Source organism: Pseudomonas sp. 13159349 (genome assembly GCF_013305685.1).
GTDB lineage: Bacteria > Pseudomonadota > Gammaproteobacteria > Pseudomonadales > Pseudomonadaceae > Aquipseudomonas > Aquipseudomonas asiatica.
In genome coordinates this window covers 5,284,860-5,302,925 of record NZ_CP045553.1, presented here as the reverse complement: position 1 = coordinate 5,302,925, position 18,066 = coordinate 5,284,860, and the positions used below count along the sequence as shown (strand labels likewise).

Here is an 18,066-nt window from a genome sequence, read left to right as displayed (position 1 = left end):
GCCCCCAGGGGCATCAGCCGTTACGCACAGCCGTGCGCGGATGACGCTTGCTGCGCACCCCCTGATAGGTCACCGCCAGCAGCACAAACCAGATCGGCGTCACCAGCAATGCCGCGCGGGTATCGTCTTCCAGGCTCAGCAACACCAGGATGAAGGCAAAGAACACCAGGCACACGTAGCACATGAAACGCCCGCCGGGCATCTTGTACTTCGACGCATGGTGCAGTGCCGCGCGGTGCTTGCGGTACTGCAGGTACGACAGCAGGATCAGCGTCCAGACGAACATGAACAGCACCGCCGAAACGGTGGTGACCAAGGTGAATGCCTCGATCACGTTCGGCACCAAATAGATCAGCACTGCACCCAGCAGCAGGCAGGTGCAGGAGAAATACAGGCCGTTGGCAGGTACCGAGCGGCTCGACAGTTTTTCGAAGGCCTTGGGCGCGTCACCTTCCTGGGACAGGCCGTAGAGCATGCGGCTGGTGGAGAACACGCCGCTGTTGGCCGACGAAGCCGCCGAGGTCAGCACCACGAAGTTGATGATGCTCGCCGCCGCCGGCAGGCCGGCCAGCACGAACAACTCCACGAACGGGCTCTTGCCTGGCACCACGTCGCGCCATGGGGTCACGGCCATGATCGCGATCAGCGCCAGCACATAGAACACGATGATGCGTACCGGGATCGAGTTGATCGCCCGCGGCAGGGTGCGCTCCGGGTTCTTCGCTTCGGCGGCGGTTGTACCCACCAACTCGATGCCGACGAAAGCGAACACGGCGATCTGGAAGCCGGCGAAGAAGCCCATCAGGCCATTGGGGAACATGCCGCCGTCATTCCACAGGTTGGCCAGTTGTGCGGTGCGCCCGCTGGGCGAGGTGAAGCCGGTGATGACCATGTACAGGCCGGTGGCGACCAGGCCGATGATGGCGACGATCTTGATCAGGGCGAACCAGAACTCCATTTCACCGAACATCTTCACCGTCACCAGGTTCAGCGACAGCAGCAGCCCTACGCAGGTCAGCGCCGGTATCCACTGCGGCAGTTCGGGGAACCAGAACTGTGTATACGCCGCGATCGCGACCACGTCGGCGATGCCGGTGACCACCCAGCAGAACCAGTAGGTCCAGCCGGTGAAGTAGCCTGCCCAGGGGCCGAGCAGGTCGGCGGAAAAATCGATGAACGACTTGTAGTTGAGGTTCGACAGCAGCAGTTCGCCCATGGCGCGCATGACGAAGAACAGCATGAAGCCGATGATCATGTAGACGAAGATGATCGACGGCCCGGCCAGGCTGATGGTCTTGCCCGAGCCCATGAACAGGCCGGTACCGATCGCGCCACCGATGGCGATCAGCTGGATGTGGCGGTTGGTCAGGTTGCGCTGCAGATGCTGTTCATCTGGCGCTGTGGGTGAGGTTTGCGTCATAGGCTGCATTCCCTTGGACGGTCGTCTTGTCAGAGGTAGCCGGCTAGGCTAACACGCGCGTTCCAGTTCGGGGCGCGACAGATCGACTCGACTTTTGGGGAGCAGAGTTGTGCTTGTGCCGGCCTCTTCGCGGGTGAACCCGCTCCCACAGGGACCGCGCTGCCCTCAGGCTTGGCGCAGAAACTGTAGGAGCGGGTTTACCCGCGAAAGGGCCGGCACAGACGAAGCAAGGCTCAAGCGCTGGCCAGCACCCGGCCGCGCCTTACCACCAGGCTATCCACCAGCCACATCACCACCATCGACACCCCCACCAGCGGGAACATCAACCCCAGCACCAGCATCACCCCCACCGCTACCTTCCAGCGCGGCAGGTCATGGCGCAGCGGCGGCACACCCAACCCGCCGGCCGGCCTGCGCTTCCACCACATCACCAGCCCGCTCACCGAGCCCAGCAAGATCATCAGGCACACCAGCAGGATGATGATCTGGTTGAACGCCCCGAACATCTTGCCTTCATGCAGCATCACACCCAGCTCGGTGGCACGGGCGACCGGGCTGTAGTCCTGCCAGCGCACATCGGCCAGCACCTTGCCGGTGTACTGGTCGACATGCAGGGTGGCGTCGTTGCGCGGGTCGTCGGCGAATACGGCGATGGTGAACACGCCATCGGCCGTGGTCGGCGCGGTGATGCTGTAACCCGGTTCGACCTGGCGCGCGGTAGCGATATCTTCGACCTGCTGCAGGCTTATCTGTGGCGCTGCCGGCGCGCTCGACATCATGTGATGCCCGGCATGTTCGGCGTGTGCACCGGACTGCGGCATCGGCGTGTTTTCCATCGCCCAGGGCACGGTCTGGCGGTGCGAGCTATTGAGTTCACCCGCCTGCTGGTCCGACTTGGGTACGTCGTTCCACATGGCCGCCGGAAAGCGGTTCCACAAGTCGGCGTACTGCTTGCCCCACAGGCCGGTCCAGGTCATGCCGCTGACCAGCATCAGCAGCAACAAGGCCGAGCCCCAGAAACCGGTCACCGCATGCAGGTCGCGCCAGAACAGTCGACCGCGTGCCGACAGCCGTGGCCACAGCACGCCAGCGCCATTGCGCCCGCGTGGCCACCACAAGTACAGGCCCGACACCACCAGCACGATGCCCCAGCCCGCGGCCAGTTCTACCAGGCGGTCACCGACCGTGCCGACCATCAGTTCGCCATGCAGGGCGCGGGCGATGGCCTGCAGGTTCTGCTTGCCATCCTGTTCGCCGAGGACTTTGCCGCTGTAGGGGTCGACGAACACGTTCAGTTCGCGCCCGGCGTCATGCACCACGAATTGTGCGCTGCGTTCGGCGTCCAGCGGCGGCAGGTACTGGCCAACGTGGCCCTTGGGGTAGGCCTTGCGCACCTCGGCCAGCATCGTGTCCGCGCCCTGTCGGTGGTGGCCGGCTTCGACCACCATCAGCTCGCGGTACAGCAGCGGGTCGAGCTGCGGCTTGAACAGGTAGATGATCCCGGTGATTGCCAGCAGGATCATGAACGGGGCCACGAACAGCCCCGCATAGAAGTGCCAACGCCAGGCCAGGTTGTAGAAGTTGATGCGTGTTCCTCTCATGGGAACCTCCTGTTTGACCAGCAGATGGGCGCGACCTGCGCCGCGCCCGTTGTTGTTGTCAGAAGCTGAAGTCGACCTTGGTCCAGAAGGTCCTGCCTGGCTCGTTGACCGGCTGTGGATCGCTAGCCGGGTAGCCGAACCCGGCGTTCCCGGCCAGGTTCAAGTGCTCGGCGTAGGTCTTGTCGAACAGGTTGTCGACCCCCGCGCTGAGCTTGAGGTGGTTGCTTACCTTGTAGGCGCCATTGATCGAGAACACGCCGAAGCCGGCGCTGTTGTCGTAGTCCTTGCCGACCACGTTGCCCTGGTTCTCGGCGATGCGGTTCTGCGCCGCCACCAGCCGCCACAATGCGCCGACGCTCCAGACATCGCGGCTGTAGGTCAGGCCCAGGCGGCTTTCCAGAGGCGGCATTTGCGGCAGTGCTGTGCCGTCACTGCTGTTCTTGCCCCAGGCGTAGGCCAGCGTGGCGTCGGCCTTCCAGTTTTCCGTCAGCTGGTAGGCCGCGCCCAGTTCGCCGCCCATGATGCGGGCGTCGATGTTGCGAGCCTGGGAGCTCATTCCCTGGTAGTCGAACAGGATGTAGTCGCGGATCTGCCCGATGTAGCCAGATGCCCAGGCTTCCATGCGCTCGTCACGGTACTGGACACCGAAGTCGAGCTGGGTGGTCTTCTCTGGTTTGATACCGTCGAAAGCATTGGCCGCACCGGGTGGTGCCAGCTTGGGCGAGAACAGCTCCCAGTAATCGGGGAAACGCTGGGCATGACCAAGGCCGATGTACGTGGTGGCCGGGATGGCTGCCAGGTCGTGCTCGTAGCGGACGAAACCGCTGGGCAGGGTATCGGCGCGGGTGTCGCCGTTGGTGGCGCTGGTTGCGCGGAAGTCGCGGGCCGAGGCGCGGTCCAGGCGGGCACCGGTAATCATGCGGTCCTCACCGCTGACGTACCAGGTCAGCTCGCCGAAGGCACCGTAGTTGTGGAAGTCGGCGTCCTTGGTCCAGGCCTGGCCCTTGTGCGCGTCCACACCCATGCCGCCGCGTTTGCGATGTTCGTTGGTCTGCGCGTCGATGCCGCCGATCAGTTGCACATCAGCCCAGCGCCAGGTGGCCTTGATGCGTGCGCCCATGGTGCGGCGGTCGACGTTGCTGACCATCGGCATGCCCATCATGCCGCTGCCCGAAGGCGTGCGCAGGCTGTAGTTGTCCATCACGTGGTCGGCGTAGTTGTAGTAGACCTGCGCCTCGACCTTGTCGAGCACCTCGCCGAGGTTGGATTTTTCGAAACGCAGGCCCAGGCTTTCGCGTTTGAACTGCGAGCCGTCCATGCCACGCCCGGCATAGCGGGCCTCACCATCGCCCTTGCCGGCGGTGAGTTCCAGCAGGGTGTCCTGGTCGGGGGTCCAGCCGAGGGCGACATCGCCATTCCACTTGTCCCAGCGTGACGGCACGGTGTTGTCATCGCCGTCATGGTAGTCGTCCGAGCGCGACTGGTTGCCGACGAAGCGGGCGTAGGCCTGGTCGTTGCCGGCGGCGGTGTCCAGCACCTTGTCGAAGCGGCCGTTGGAGCCGGCCAGCAGGCTGGCGTTGACCCGGCTGCCGAGGGTGCCGAACTTCTCCGGCTCGCGCTCGAAGAGGATGGTGCCCGCCGAGCCGCCCGGGCCCCAGATCACGCTTTGCGGGCCTTTGATCACGGTCAGGCGGTCGTAGGTTTCCGGCGAAATGTACGACGTGGGGGCATCCATGCGGTTGGGGCAGGCGCCCAGCATCAGGCCGCCATTGGTGAGGATGTTCAGGCGCGAACCGAACATGCCGCGCAGTACCGGGTCGCCGTTGGTGCCGCCGGCGCGGATGGCCGAGAAGCCGGGGATGGTCTTCAGGTAGTCGGCGCCGTCGCTGGCCGGCACCGGCTGGCGCGGGTCTTTCGGGTTGGTGACCACGGTCAGCGGCGAGCTCGGGGCCACGGCGGTGATCACCGTCGGGCTCAGCTCGGGGGCGTCGTGTGCATGGCCTTCATGGCCTGGGTCGGCGGCCAGGGCCACGGGCGCGAGCAGCGAGCCGCACACGGCGGCGATGGTCCCACGCAGGGACAAGGCAAAAACAGGGGTGCAGCCGGACATAATGATTCCAGTCGATCAGTCATGAGTCAGCGCGAAGCCTCCTGGCTTCGTGCGCAAAAAGTGTGGGTTCAGACGTTGATCGAGGAAGGTGGGGCGCGGCTGCGCGCGCCGGGGAATACAGCCTGCCGGGCATGGCCCTGGCGCGTGGGTGCGAACAGGTGGGTGGTGGGTACGACGCTGCTGGCACTGAGCGGGCTGAGGGCCTGGGGCAGGGCCGGGCAGTTGAACAACAGGCTGCAGTAACCGCACTTTTCCCACATCACATGCAGCTGGCCATCGCCAGTCTGGCCGTGATGGGTGTCGCCGCCATGCTGATGGGCGGTGGCCATCGGCATGTCCATCGGCATGCTCATGCCGGCGTGGTGGTCCATCGGCATCGACTGGGAAATCAGCGGGCCGATGAAGATCATCCACATGGCGAACAGGCTCAGCCATCCGCCACCGGCGCGCCTGCGGTCAGGGCGAGTGGTACGGCTGATGCTGTTGCGCGGCAGGCTCATGGCGAGTGCCTTTCAGCGGCTGATCAGTGCGCGTGTTCGTGGGCTTGCGGCTGGTCCGTCGGCGCCTGCTTCTGCACGGCCACATCGACGGTGATATCGCCGGCCTTTTCGAAGTGCAGGGTCAACGGGAAGCGCTTGCCGTCGCTGAGCAGGCTGCGGTCCTTGGGCTGCATCAGCATCACATGGTAGGCGCTGGGGGCGAAGGTCAAGTCCTTGCCGGCGGGCACCACCACGCTGGGTATCTGCTGCATCTTCATGGCACCGCTGGCGCTCATGGCATGCTCGTGCAGTTGTGCGTCATCGCTGATGGGGCTGTCGACACCGAGCAGGCGGTCGTCGGCCTGGCCATTGTTGTGCACCACGAAATACGCCGCGACGTTGGGGGCGTTGGGGGGCAGTTGCAGTGACCAGGGGTGGGCGATGTGCAGGTCACCCACGCTGTATTCGTGGGCATTGGCAAAGGCGCCGGGCAGCAACAGGGCGGCCATGACGAGGGCGTGCTTGAGCATGGTGAATCTCCGTTTCTGTTCAGGTTCAGGCAGACAGCGTGAAGAACTCAGGCCAGCGGAGAGGCACGGGGGTTGAGCGCCGGCCAGAGTTGGCGCGGCGTGGCGTGGTAGTCGGCGGGTGGTGGCGGCAGGCCGGCCAGCAGTATCGGCGGGTTGTGCAGCTGCGGCGGGTAGCCGGGCAAGGCCAGCAGTGGCGCGGCACCGGAGCAGCACCAGCAATTCATCATGCTGGCGCTGTCGTCGCTTTGCGGGCCGAGGTCGATCTTGGCCAGGGCCTGGACGTCGACCTTGGCCTTGTTGGCCATGCTGGAACAGAAGGCCCCCCACAGCAGCTGCTCGGCCGGGCCCTTGGGCGCGGCGGAAGACAGCGGCATGGCCAGCAGGTTGAACAGCACTGCAAGGCAGGCTATCCAGGCGATGTGCCGACGTGGGGGCATGGAGAGATCCGGTCAGGAATCGTGGTGGGTATTGTAAGGCGGAGTATAGGTAAAAATGGCGGGGTGCGGTGAAGTGACGCAGGCCGGGCCCTTCGAGGGGCAGCTTTGCAGCCCAATCGCCGGCAAGCCAGCTCCCACAGGGACCCGCACAGATTTCAGGGCCTGTGTTAAACCTGTGGGAGCTGGCTTGCCGGCGATGAAGATCAAGGTACCCTCAAGCCTTGTTGCGGCCCATCAACCCACGCACGGTCTCCTGCAGGTCTGCCGGCAGCACCACCACCTTGGCATTGCTGCTGCCCGCCAGGTTCTCCATGGCCCCCACATAGCGCTCGCCCAACAGGTACATCGCCGGCACGGTCTCGTTGCCGACCGCGTCCTTGACCAGCGAAATCGCCCGCGCCGAGGCCTCGGCCAGGCTGATCTGCGCTTCGGCATCCAGCCTGGCAGCCTGCAAGCGTGCTTCTGCTTCCAGAATCGCCGCCTGCTTGGCCCCTTCGGCACGGGTCACGTCGGCCTTGCGCTCACGCTCGGCTGCCGCCTGGCGCTCCATGGCCAGTTGCATGTTCTCCGAGGGTTTGATGTCCTGGATTTCCACCGAGCGTACGGTCACGCCCCAGTCTTCGGTCTGCTCGGACATCGCCTCGCGCAGGCGCGCCTTGATCTGCTCGCGGCTGGACAGCGCTTCGTCCAGGTCCATGGCCCCGACGATGGCGCGCAGCGAGGTCATGGTCAGGCTGGTGACGGCGAACGAGAAGTCCTGCACGCCATAGGAGGCCTTCTGTGGGTCGACCACCTTGGCGAAGCACAGGGCGTTGGCGACGATCACGGCGTTGTCCCGGGTGATGATTTCCTGCTGCTGCACATCGAGGATGATGTCCTTGGTAGGCAGGCGATAGGCGACCACGTCCATGTACGGGATGACGATGTTCAGGCCGGGCTTGAGCGTGCTCTGGTAGCGGCCCAGGCGCTCGACGACCCATTCTTCGCCCTGGGGCACGATGCGCACCCCTTTGAACACGGTGATCAGGACGAACAGGGCGATGGCGACGACGACGATGAGGCTGGTCATGATGCGAAATTCCTTTTAGTGCGGATTCAGGCCCGAATGACCCGGGCGGTGTTCCCTTCGATGGCGGTCAGGCGTACCCGCTCGCCGGCCGCGATCTCGCTGTCGGCGATGCAGGTCCATTCCTCGTTGCCGAGGATAGGCTTCTGGAAGCGCACACGGCCTTTCTGGAACTCCGAGACACCAGCAGTCAGCAGCCCCACTTCACCGATCACGCTTTCTGCGGTCCAGCGCACGTCTGGTTGCTTGCGCCGGAACAGCTTGAACCACAGTGCCGTGGTGACTGACGACATCAAAACCCACAGCAGCACCTGCATGTCCAGTTGCAGGCTTGGGGCGGCCAGCGAAATGAGCGATACCAGCACGGCGCCGATGCCGAACCAGAGGATGAAGAACGTCGGCAGGACCAGTTCGAGCAGGATCAGCGCGATGCCGAAGACCAGCCAGATCCACCATTGCATTTCCATATGGGTAGCGCCTTCCGGGGGAGAGTGCCGAGTTTAAGGCAGCAGTGCGGCACATGGCCACTTCATGGTTTGCAAGAAAAGTCCGAACATACTGTAGGCCACAGGGGGGCTGCAGTGTGCTTGCGACATTTGTTACTGCAGGTCGAGTGCCGCAGCCAGGTCGGCTGGCGAATCGAATGCCCGGTCCACATCCGGCAAAGCCGGTCGCTTCAGGATCAGCACAGGTATCCCCAGCTCCCGCGCCACCTCCAGCTTCGGTTCGGTCGCTACGCTGCCGCTGTTCTTGCTGATCAGCACATCGATCTTGCGGCGCTGGAACAACGCCCGCTCATCCTCGATATGGAACGGCCCGCGCGCGCCAATCACTTCGCAGCGATCGTTGCCAGGGCACGTTTCCAACGCACGCAAGGTCCAGAACTGCTCCAGCGGTATCTCGTCCAGATGTTGCAGCGGCTCACGCCCGAGCGTGAACAATGGCCTGCGAAACGGCTTGAGTGCCTCGATCAACCCCGCCCAATTCTCGACTTCGCGCCAGTCGTCCCCCGCTTGTGTCTGCCAGGCCGGGCGGCGCAAGGCCCAGCACGGAATACCGGCCAAGCGTGCGGCGTTGGCCGCGTTGCGGCTGATCTGCGCGGCATAGGGATGGGTAGCATCGATCAGCAACGTGATGCCTGCATCGTGCAGGTAGTTCGCCAGCCCTTCGGCACCGCCAAAGCCGCCGACCCGAACCTGGCATTGCAGGTCCTGCGGCACCCGGCCGATGCCCGCCAGGCTGTAGACATGCTGCGGGCCCAGGCGGCGAGCGATGGCCAGGGCTTCGGTGACGCCGCCCAGCAGCAGGATGCGCCCGTTCATTGCACACCCGCCCGGCCGACGATGCCACCCTGGCGATCGATGGCGAACACCTCCACCTGCACCTGCGCCGGCACCACGCTGCGGGCGAAGGCCAGGGCGTAGGCGCACACCGCGTCACCCAAGGGAATGCCGGTTGCATGGGCCAGTGCCAGGGCCTGTTGGCTGGTGTTGGCAGTAATGATCGATGCCTGCAGCGCTGCGTCGGCGCCGATGTCCGCCGCCCAGCCGGCCAGTTGCGGCAGGTCGATGCTGGAATGACGGCTGTGCAGGTCCATGTGCCCGGCAGCCAGTTTGCTGATCTTGCCGAAACCGCCGCACAGGGTCAGGCGTGGCACCGGTACCTTGCGCAGGTACTTGAGCACCGCACCGACGAAGTCGCCCATTTCGATCAGGGCTATTTCCGGCAGGCCATAGACGCGGCGCATGGTGTCTTCGCTGGCGTTCCCGGTGCATGCGGCGATATGCGTGTAGCCGTTGGTGTGGGCGACATCGATGCCTTGGTGGATCGAGGCAATGTAGGCCGCGCAGGAAAACGGCCGCACGATGCCGCTGGTGCCGAGGATCGACAGACCGCCGAGGATGCCCAGCCGCGGGTTCATGGTCTTCAGGGCCAGTTGCTCGCCGCCCTGCACATTGACCGTGACTTCGAAACCGCCGGGGTAGCTGCATTCGTCTGCCAAGCGTTGCAGGTGGTCGCTGATCATGCGCCGTGGCACCGGGTTGATGGCCGGCTCACCCACCGCCAGCACCAGCCCCGGGCGGGTCACGGTGCCGACGCCGGTGCCGGCGACAAAACGGATGCCAGGTTCGGCCAGCAGGCGCACCTGGCTATAGAGCAGGGCGCCGTGGGTCACGTCCGGGTCGTCGCCGGCGTCCTTGAGCGTGCCCGCTTCGGCACCTTGGCTGGTGAGGCGGCAGAACTCCAGGCGCATCTGCACCACCTTGCCCTTGGGCAGGGTGATGCTGACGGCGTCGCTGCTCTCGCCTCCCAGCAGCAAGCGCGCTGCCGCCAGGCTGGTGGCAGTGGCGCAGCTGCCGGTGGTCAGGCCGCTGCGCAGGGGGGCGGGCTGTTCGCGGGTTTCTTCACGCATCGGCGGGTTTCACCACGTCCAGCAAGGTGATCGGCAGCGCCTGGCGCCAAGTGTCGAACGAGCCCAATGGCTGGGCATGGGCGACATGGATGCGGGTCAGCTCGCCACCGTGGCGTTCACGGAAATGCGCCAGGGCCAGTTCGCTTTGCAGGGTCACCGCATTGGCTACCAGCCGGCCGCCGGGGCGCAGGCTTGCCCAGCACAGGTCGAGCACACCTTCGCGGGTGACGCCGCCACCGATGAAGATCGCATCCGGTTGCTCCAGGCCTTCCAGCGCCGCTGGTGCCTTGCCGCGGACCAGTTGCAGGCCGGGTACACCCAACGCATCGCGGTTGTGTTCGATGAAGCCCTGGCGGCCTTCGTCGGCCTCGATGGCCAAGGCGCGGCAGGCCGGGTGGGCGCGCATCCATTCGATGCCGATCGAGCCGCAGCCGGCGCCCACGTCCCACAGCAACTCGCCGGGCTGTGGTGCCAGGCGGGCCAGGGTGATGGCGCGGACATCGCGCTTGGTCAGTTGGCCGTCATGCCGGAAGGCGCTGTCCGGCAACCCGGCCAGTCGGTGCAGGCGCGGGGCCTCGGGCGTGGCCAGGCACTCGATGGCTACCAGGTTGAGCGCGGCGACATCGCTGTGCGGCCAGTCCTGGGCGGTGCCGGCCAACTCACGTTCGTCCACGCCACCCAAGTGTTCGAAGACTCGCAGGCGGCTTGGCCCGAAGCCCCGCTCGCGCAGCTGCGTGGCAATTGCTGCCGGGCTGTCGCCGTCGTTGCTCAGCACCAGCAGGCGCACGCCGCTGTGCAGGTGGGCATTGAGCGCAGCCAGGGGCCGAGCGACCAGCGATACCACCTGCACGTCCTGCAGTGGCCAGCCCAGGCGGGCGGCGGCCAGGGCGCAGGAGGAGGGCATCGACAGCACGCGTATTTCAGCGGCGGGCAGTTGGCGCGCCAAGCTGGCGCCGACGCCGTAGAACATCGGGTCGCCGCTGGCCAGCACGCATACTGGCTCACCGCGCAGAGCCAGGACCGGGGCCAGCGAGAACGGGCTTGGCCAGCCCAGCCGTTCGCCGGCCACGCAGCGTGGCAGCAAGGCCAGCTGGCGCGGGCTGCCGAAGATCCGCGCAGCGCCCAGCAGCGCGCGCCGGGCTTGCTTGCCCAGGCCGCTGAAGCCGTCTTCGCCGATACCTACTACTGTCAGCCAGGGTGCCATGGATACCTCTTCAAGACCCTGGGGCTGCTGTGCAGCCCATCGCGACACAAGGCCGCTCCCACAGGGAATGGTGATCCCTGTGGGAGCGGCCTTGTGTCGCGATGGGGTGTGCAGCGCCCCCAAAATTTCTGCTCAAACTCGAATGATGCTCGACCACCGGCTTTTCATGCCGCCGGACAAAGCAGGCATAATACCGCGCCTTCTACACTCAAGCGCATTTTCACAGATTGCCGGACGCCCCTTTGACCCAGGCCCATGCCTCCCATGTATCGCCCCGTCCCTCGGCCTGCCCGGGGTTGTGGCGCATCGTCAGTGCCCGTGATGGCGGCATCTGCCGCATCAAGCTGCCGGGCGGCCTGCTGCTGGCCGACCAGGCCGACGCAGTGGCGGCGGCTGCCGAGCGTTTCGCCGGTGGCGTGATCGAGGCCACCAACCGCGGCAACCTGCAGATTCGCGGCATCGGCAGCGACCATCGCGGCCTGGTCGAGACACTGCTCGCTGCCGGCCTGGGCCCACGTGATGCCGCCGGTGACGATGTGCGCAACCTGATGCTCAGCCCGCTGGCCGGGCATGACCCGGCGATGCTGCTGGACGCTCGACCGTTGGCCGGGCAGATCCTCGACCTGCTGGAGGGCACCCCGCGTTTTCACCAGTTGTCGGCCAAGTTCGCCGTGCAGCTGGATGCCGGCGAAAACCTGGCCATGCTCGAACACCCCCATGACCTGTGGCTGTCTGCCCTGCGCCTGGGGCAGCAGACCTGGCTGGCGTTTGGCCTGGCAGGTTGCCCGGCAGACGGCCAGGTGCTCGGTGCGGTGCCGGCGGACCAAGGCCTGGTGCTGGTGCGTGCGGTGCTGGAGCGCTTCCTCGACCTGGCCACCCCGGCACAGTCGCGCATGCGCCAGTTGCTCGAGGTATGTTCGGCAACCGATTTCATCGACGGGCTCGGCCTGGCCATCCGCCGCGATGCCGCCGTGCTCGCATGGCGACGTGAACCGCGCAGCGCCTCGTGGCTGGGCGTTCTGCCCCAGGCGCAGGGCATCGCCTTGGGCGTTGCCCCGCCGCAGGGGCGCCTGACCCCGGCCATGCTGCGTGGCGCTGCGCGCGTTGCCCGTGAACATGGCGATGGCAGCCTGCGCCTGAGCCCCTGGCAAAGCCTGGTGCTGACCAACCTGCAAGCGCAACACATCGACCACGCCCAGGCCGGGTTGTCCGCACTGGGCCTGCTATGCCATGACCATGAGCCACTGGCACGCATAAGCGCCTGTACCGGCGCCAGTGGCTGTGCCAAGGCCCTGGGCGAGACCAAGGCCGACGCCGTCACCCTGGCCGCACTGCTCGGCCCTGGTGTGCCCGGCAGCGTGCACTTGTCCGGTTGCCCCCGATCCTGCGCCGTGGCCCATGTTGCCCCGGCCACCCTGCTGGCCCGCGCGCCGGGCCGTTACGACCTGTACCTGCGTGATGCGCGCCAGCCGGGCTTCGGCGCCCTGCGCGCCACCGACCTTACCTTGAATGAAGCAGGCGCCATGCTCGACCTGCCGACGGAGCACCTTGATGATTGACTACATCCGCGATGGTCAGGAGATCTATCGCAATTCCTTCCGGATCATCCGCGAGGAAGCCCGACTCGAGCGGATCCCCGCAGACCTCGAAAAGCTCGCCGTGCGCGTGATCCACGCCTGTGGCATGGTCGACGCCATCGATGGCCTGCAGTTCTCCGAAGGCGCCGGCCGGGCCGGGCGCGAGGCGTTGCTGAACGGCGCGCCGATCCTGTGCGATGCGCACATGGTCGCCGAAGGCATCACCCGCGCCCGGCTGCCCGCCGACAACAAGGTCATCTGCACCCTGCGCGACCCGAGCGTACCGGGCCTGGCGAAAGACGCCGGCAACACCCGTTCCGCCGTGGCCCTGGAACTGTGGCGGCCGCACCTGGAAGGCAGTGTGGTGGTGATCGGCAATGCGCCTACCGCACTGTTCTATCTGCTGGAAATGCTCGACGCCGGCGCCCCGAAACCAGCACTGATCCTCGGCTTCCCGGTCGGCTTTGTCGGTGCCGCCGAGTCCAAGGCGATGCTCGCCGCCGACAGCCGTGGCGTGCCGTTCGTGATCATGCAGGGCCGCCTGGGCGGCAGCGCGATGGCCGCAGCTGCGGTCAACGCCTTGGCCACGGAGGTGGAATGATGGCGCCGCGTGGACGTCTGCTGGGCCTGGGCGTGGGCCCTGGCGATCCAGAACTGATTACCCTCAAGGCCCTGCGCCTGCTGCGTGAAGCGCCAGTGGTTGGCTACTTCGTGGCCAAGGGCAAGCGCGGCAACGCCTTCGGCATCATCGAGGCGCACCTGCAGCCCGAGCAGACCCTGCTGCCGCTGGTCTACCCGGTAACCACCGAAGCGCTGCCAGCGCCGCTGTCCTATGAACAGGTGATCAGCGACTTCTACGACGAGGCCAGCGTGCAGGTAGCCGAGCACCTGGATGCCGGCCGCGACGTGGCGGTTATCTGTGAAGGCGACCCGTTCTTCTATGGTTCCTACATGTACCTGCACGACCGCCTGGCGCAGCGCTACGAGGCCGAAGTGATCCCCGGCGTCTGCTCGATGCTCGGTGGCGCCTCGGTACTGGGCGCGCCGCTGGTGTACCGCAACCAGAGCCTGTCGGTGCTGTCTGGCGTGTTGCCGGCCGAAGAGCTCAAGCGTCGCCTGGCCGACGCCGACGCGGCGGTGATCATGAAGCTTGGCCGCAACTTCCCCAAGGTGCGCGAAGTGCTGGCCGAACTGGGCCTGGACGGGCGTGCGCTGTATGTGGAGCGGGCGACCATGGCCAACCAGAAGATCGTGCCGCTGGACCAGGTCGACCCACAGTCGTCGCCGTACTTCTCGCTGATCATCGTGCCGGGTGAAAAATGGCAAGGCTGAACATGCACCAGGCACCGGCGATCGTCATCCTTGGCCAGGGCAGCCTGGCCACGGCGCAGCGTATCCAGCAGTGTTATCCACAAGCATCGATCCATGGCCTGGAAGGCCGGGTCGAGGGTGCCGACCTTTGCTACACCGCGTTCGGCGATACCCTGCGTGGGCTGTACCAGCAGAACACGCCGATCATCGCCCTGTGCGCGGCGGGTATCGTCATCCGCAGCCTGGCCAGCCTGCTCAGCGAGAAAGGTGTCGAGCCACCGGTACTGGCCGTGGCCGAAGACGGCAGTGCCGTAGTGCCGTTGCTTGGTGGCCTTGGCGGTGTGAACGTGATGGCGCGCGAAATCGCTGAAGCACTGGGCGTTGCTGCGGCCATCACCACCAGTGGCGAGCTGCGTTTCGGCACCTGTCTGCTGAACCCGCCACAGGGCTATGCGCTGGCGGATATCGAGCAAGGCAAGCGCTTTGTCTCCGACCTGCTGGCTGGCGAGGCGGTGCGCATCGAAGGTGACGCGCCGTGGCTGCAACAGGCGCAGTTGCCTGCCAGCGAGGCGGCTCGGCGTACCATCCATGTGGGGCACCAGGCCCGCCCGGCCAGCCGCGACGAGCTGCTGATCCACCCGCGTTCGGTGGTAGTGGGTGTTGCTGGCGGTAGCCTGGCCAGTATCCGGGCGGCATTGCAGCAGGCCGGCATCGCCGAGCCTGCAGTGGCCTGCCTGCTGGCCGATGAGCAAGCCATGGCCGACAGCGCCCTGCATGAGGCCGCACAGACCCTGGGTGTTGCCTTGCGCTTTGCTGCCAGGACGCATGATCTGGCCGGGATGGTTGCTGCGGCATTGCCTGCTGCGCAGCTGATCGAGGTGGCAGACGTGGTCATCGCGGTGGCGCCTGCCCCGGTCGAGGTGGCGCAGATCGGTCGTCGTCGGGGTCGTCTGGCGGTCATCGGCCTGGGGCCGGGTGCAGCCGAGCTGATGGTGCCGGCGGTCAAGGCCGAGCTGGCGCAAGCCGAGGATGTGCTCGGTTACGAAACCTACGTGCGCATGGCCGGGCCGTTCCGTGACGACCAGGTGCTGCACTGCACCGACAACCGTGAAGAGATGCAGCGTGCCCGGCATGCCTTCGAACTCGCGGCCCAGGGCCGTTCGGTGGTGGTGGTGTCGTCGGGCGACCCGGGTGTGTTCGCCATGGCAGCTGCGGTACTTGAAGCGTTGCACGCGTCCACGGACCCGGCCTGGCACCGGGTGGATCTCGAGATCCTGCCGGGGGTGTCGGCCTCGCTCGCGACCGCCGCCCAGGCGGGTGCGCCGCTGGGGCATGACTTCTGCGTGATGTCGCTGTCGGACAACCTCAAGCCGTGGTCGATCATTGAAAAGCGCCTGGACCTGGCGGCCCAGGCTGACCTGGTGCTGGCGTTCTACAACCCGATTTCCAAGGCAAGGCCGCACCAGCTCGGGGTAGCGCTGGAGGTCGTGCGCCGGCACCGCGAGGGTAACACGCCTGTAGTCCTTGGCCGTGACATCGGTAGGCCGGGGCAGACGCTGAAGGTCGTCACATTGGCCGAACTGCTGCCGGAAATGGTCGACATGCGCACCATGGTGCTTGTCGGCTCATCTACAACCTGCGTGTTTCCTCGCTTGTCGGGCGGGGCGTGGGCCTACACCCCGCGTTGGTACCCGTCGGCTGACTAGTTGCACCGGAAACCCTTCAGCGCGCTGCATCCTGGGCGCGCTGGCTAAGGTGGTCGCCCCTGACTCGGGGGGCAACCATCTAGGAGTTTCCACATGTCCACAGAAACACAAGTCACTGCGACCGACACAGCCATCCTGGTCGAAGGCAACCTGCTGGCCTGCGGCGCAGGCATGTCTTCGCAAAGCCGTCATGACGTAAAGAACGCCTTCCACTTTGCCACCTTGGTGGCTGACAAGTCCTTCGATGCCGAAAAACAGAGCAGGGAGTGGTACGACCGGTTCATCGATGTCATGCGTGATCTTGGCTTTACCATCCCTCGTCGCACCTTCGAGCTGGAAACCTCTGCCGAGTTGTCTGTCACCATAGGCGCTGTCGCTATACGGGCGATCGGTGCGGTCGGCAATGCAGTGCTGGGTGGTACCAAGTTGGGTGTGCTGGCCAAGGCGGCTTTCGACAAACTCACCACCGTCGAAAATGACGTCAAGGTGGTCGATCACAAGCGCAAGAACAAGGTCAGGGGCATGGTCGGGATGGCCGCCTGCGTCGAAACCGACAACAACGATGTGGTCATGGTGGTGAGCTGCATCCAGGCTTCTGCCCCCAAACTGGAGGATGACATCCTGGGTATCCAGTGGAAGCTGGAAAAGACCGAGTACTACGCCGGCATGGCTGTGCTCACCCTCAACACTTTCGTCTACGACAAGGTCCGCGAAACCGTGGAAAACAAACTCGGCGTGCGCAGCGTCGAGAACGTTCTCCAGTACGACATCTGATTGCAGGGCGGCGTTGTTGCAACGCCGCCTTGTTCGGCTCTTTGTGACGAGGCAATGCAATGGACAGAACAGCTGAACAACTGATGTTGATTGGCGGGACGGCATTACTGTATCGCGCGGACGCTGGCCAGATTCAACGCCAGGCTGCCTTCGACTCCATCCTTTACGCCCAGTTGGTGGCCAACAGGAATGCGGGGTCACGCTTTGACAACTATGAAGCCTGGTATGACGCCTATCGCGAGGCATACCGGCAACTGGGCTGGATCAAGCTGGCCAGTACGCATGACTTGAAACAGCTGGGGCAGCCCGCGCGCAGCGCGCAGATACAGCCACTCGAGGCGTGGCTGAAGATGCGCTCGATCCGTCATGAGGCTGTGCTGGCTGCAGTAAGAAGTGGCCTGGGCCGATCGATCGAAGGTTTTCGTCACCAGCTGAAGTTCAGCACGCAGGGTTCGCAACTGGTGATCGAGCTTGGCTTGCTCAAGCCGGGCCCGGTCCTCGATCTTTGCAGTATTACCTTCCAATTCGACGCACCGATCGCCGGCATACCCCAGGACATGCTGCTGGTCGAAAAGGCGCTGGAGGGTGAAGCCGGGTTCAATGGCGTTTCCTTGCAGCTGGATAACGGGCGTTTCCAACACCAGCGAGATGAGCTGGAGGCATTGATGAAAACCAAGGATGCACAAGGGGAGTATCGGTTCGACCTGCATTAGGCAATGGCTATGGCGCCAGGTAGCCTTTGATACCGGTAAAGATGATTTGCGCAGCCAGGGCGCAGACGAACAGCCCCATCAGCCGGCTGACGATCTGCAGTCCCTGGTCGCCTAGTATGCGCTCGATACGGTGCGACAAGTACAGCACCAGGCCGACGGTGAAGCTGGCCAGGGCGATGCTGATGATGGCCAACAGCTTGTCGTCCCAGTGCGGGTGGCCGACGCCCATTACCAGCAGTGCACCGATGGTGCCCGGGCCGACGGTGAGCGGGATGGTCAGCGGCACGATGGTGACATCCTGCTGGACGTTGTCGGCCTGTACCGCAGACTTGCCTTGGGCCATGCCCAGTGCCGAAATGAACAGCACACTGCCAGCGCCGATGCGGAAGGCGTCGGCGGTGATGCCGAAGATGCCGAAGATCGCCCGACCGAACAGGTACAGCAGGACACTGGCGATGAGTGCGGCGATGGCCACCTTCCATGCCAGCTGCTTGCGCTCCTTGCTGGAATGGCCGCGGGTCAGGCTGATGAAGCACGACAGCACGAAGAACGGGCTGTAGAGCACGAGCATTTTCAGGTAGACGCTGAACAACTCATGGAGCATGGGGAAGCCCCTGGCAGGAAAGGTGAGGGGAAGTGTATCAGTAGGATCGTGGTTGTCTTCACTGGCCTAATCGCCGGCAAGCCAGCTCCCACAGGTACTGTGCATATCTTGAGATCGGTGC

General features: G+C 65.1%; 18 protein-coding genes. 6 read left to right on the top strand and 12 right to left on the bottom strand.

Annotation, left to right across the window (positions count from 1 at the left end):
• Positions 1–13 precede the first annotated feature (13 nt).
• The 11 genes from cycA to GEV38_RS24375 form a co-directional block, all read right to left on the bottom strand.
• Complete coding sequence (gene cycA, locus GEV38_RS24425) at positions 14–1,420, bottom strand: D-serine/D-alanine/glycine transporter (RefSeq protein WP_015271968.1); 1,407 nt, start codon at positions 1,418–1,420, stop codon at positions 14–16.
• Positions 1,421–1,653: 233 nt separating this feature from the next.
• Positions 1,654–3,021: a PepSY domain-containing protein gene (locus GEV38_RS24420; protein WP_054573582.1), complete on the bottom strand. Its 1,368-nt coding sequence runs from the start codon at positions 3,019–3,021 to the stop codon at positions 1,654–1,656.
• Positions 3,022–3,079: 58 nt separating this feature from the next.
• On the bottom strand, positions 3,080–5,131 hold the full coding sequence (locus GEV38_RS24415) for a TonB-dependent copper receptor (protein ID WP_054573583.1): 2,052 nt from the start codon (positions 5,129–5,131) through the stop codon (positions 3,080–3,082).
• Between the two features lie 68 nt (positions 5,132–5,199).
• Positions 5,200–5,631, bottom strand: a complete 432-nt coding sequence (locus GEV38_RS24410; RefSeq protein ID WP_015271965.1) for a DUF2946 domain-containing protein — start codon at positions 5,629–5,631, stop codon at positions 5,200–5,202.
• A 23-nt stretch (positions 5,632–5,654) separates the two neighbouring features.
• A complete protein-coding gene (locus GEV38_RS24405; RefSeq protein WP_054573584.1) occupies positions 5,655–6,140 on the bottom strand; it encodes a copper chaperone PCu(A)C in 486 nt (161 codons plus the stop codon).
• A 47-nt stretch (positions 6,141–6,187) separates the two neighbouring features.
• A complete protein-coding gene (locus tag GEV38_RS24400) occupies positions 6,188–6,577 on the bottom strand; it encodes a DUF2946 domain-containing protein (RefSeq protein ID WP_015271963.1) in 390 nt (129 codons plus the stop codon).
• 214 nt (positions 6,578–6,791) lie between these two features.
• On the bottom strand, positions 6,792–7,646 hold the full coding sequence (locus GEV38_RS24395; RefSeq protein ID WP_013974384.1) for an SPFH domain-containing protein: 855 nt from the start codon (positions 7,644–7,646) through the stop codon (positions 6,792–6,794).
• A 26-nt stretch (positions 7,647–7,672) separates the two neighbouring features.
• Positions 7,673–8,110 (bottom strand): NfeD family protein, encoded by a 438-nt coding sequence (locus GEV38_RS24390; protein ID WP_003257542.1) that lies wholly within the window; start codon positions 8,108–8,110, stop codon positions 7,673–7,675.
• Positions 8,111–8,242: 132 nt separating this feature from the next.
• Positions 8,243–8,965, bottom strand: coding sequence for a cobalt-precorrin-6A reductase (locus GEV38_RS24385; RefSeq protein WP_015271962.1), 723 nt, complete (start codon positions 8,963–8,965; stop codon positions 8,243–8,245).
• Entirely contained in the window at positions 8,962–10,056 is a 1,095-nt protein-coding gene (locus GEV38_RS24380; protein ID WP_173896045.1) for a cobalt-precorrin-5B (C(1))-methyltransferase, read from the bottom strand. The genes GEV38_RS24385 and GEV38_RS24380 overlap by 4 nt, the downstream gene beginning before the upstream one ends.
• The gene (locus tag GEV38_RS24375) at positions 10,049–11,260 is read right to left on the bottom strand and encodes a bifunctional cobalt-precorrin-7 (C(5))-methyltransferase/cobalt-precorrin-6B (C(15))-methyltransferase (RefSeq protein WP_015271960.1); all 1,212 of its coding nucleotides are present in this window, start codon (positions 11,258–11,260) and stop codon (positions 10,049–10,051) included. Before GEV38_RS24375 ends, GEV38_RS24380 begins: the two co-directional genes overlap by 8 nt.
• Positions 11,261–11,487: 227 nt before the next feature.
• Between GEV38_RS24375 and cobG the strand changes: the two genes are divergently transcribed.
• The 6 genes from cobG to GEV38_RS24345 all read left to right on the top strand — a co-directional run bounded on the left by cobG (position 11,488) and on the right by GEV38_RS24345 (position 17,341).
• Positions 11,488–12,819 (top strand): precorrin-3B synthase, encoded by a 1,332-nt coding sequence (cobG, locus tag GEV38_RS24370; protein ID WP_170977521.1) that lies wholly within the window; start codon positions 11,488–11,490, stop codon positions 12,817–12,819.
• On the top strand, positions 12,812–13,438 hold the full coding sequence (locus GEV38_RS24365; protein WP_003257545.1) for a precorrin-8X methylmutase: 627 nt from the start codon (positions 12,812–12,814) through the stop codon (positions 13,436–13,438). Before cobG ends, GEV38_RS24365 begins: the two co-directional genes overlap by 8 nt.
• Complete coding sequence (locus GEV38_RS24360) at positions 13,435–14,169, top strand: precorrin-2 C(20)-methyltransferase (protein ID WP_016712210.1); 735 nt, start codon at positions 13,435–13,437, stop codon at positions 14,167–14,169. Before GEV38_RS24365 ends, GEV38_RS24360 begins: the two co-directional genes overlap by 4 nt.
• Positions 14,157–15,854 (top strand): precorrin-3B C(17)-methyltransferase, encoded by a 1,698-nt coding sequence (gene cobJ, locus GEV38_RS24355; protein ID WP_081014012.1) that lies wholly within the window; start codon positions 14,157–14,159, stop codon positions 15,852–15,854. The genes GEV38_RS24360 and cobJ overlap by 13 nt, the downstream gene beginning before the upstream one ends.
• A 93-nt stretch (positions 15,855–15,947) precedes the next feature.
• Positions 15,948–16,628, top strand: a complete 681-nt coding sequence (locus GEV38_RS24350; RefSeq protein ID WP_015271956.1) for a hypothetical protein — start codon at positions 15,948–15,950, stop codon at positions 16,626–16,628.
• Between the two features lie 59 nt (positions 16,629–16,687).
• Positions 16,688–17,341, top strand: a complete 654-nt coding sequence (locus GEV38_RS24345) for a hypothetical protein (protein WP_043935938.1) — start codon at positions 16,688–16,690, stop codon at positions 17,339–17,341.
• A gap of 7 nt (positions 17,342–17,348) precedes the next feature.
• Here the strand turns inward: GEV38_RS24345 and GEV38_RS24340 are convergent, their stop codons facing one another.
• A complete protein-coding gene (locus GEV38_RS24340; protein ID WP_013974374.1) occupies positions 17,349–17,945 on the bottom strand; it encodes a MarC family protein in 597 nt (198 codons plus the stop codon).
• Positions 17,946–18,066: the final 121 nt, after the last annotated feature.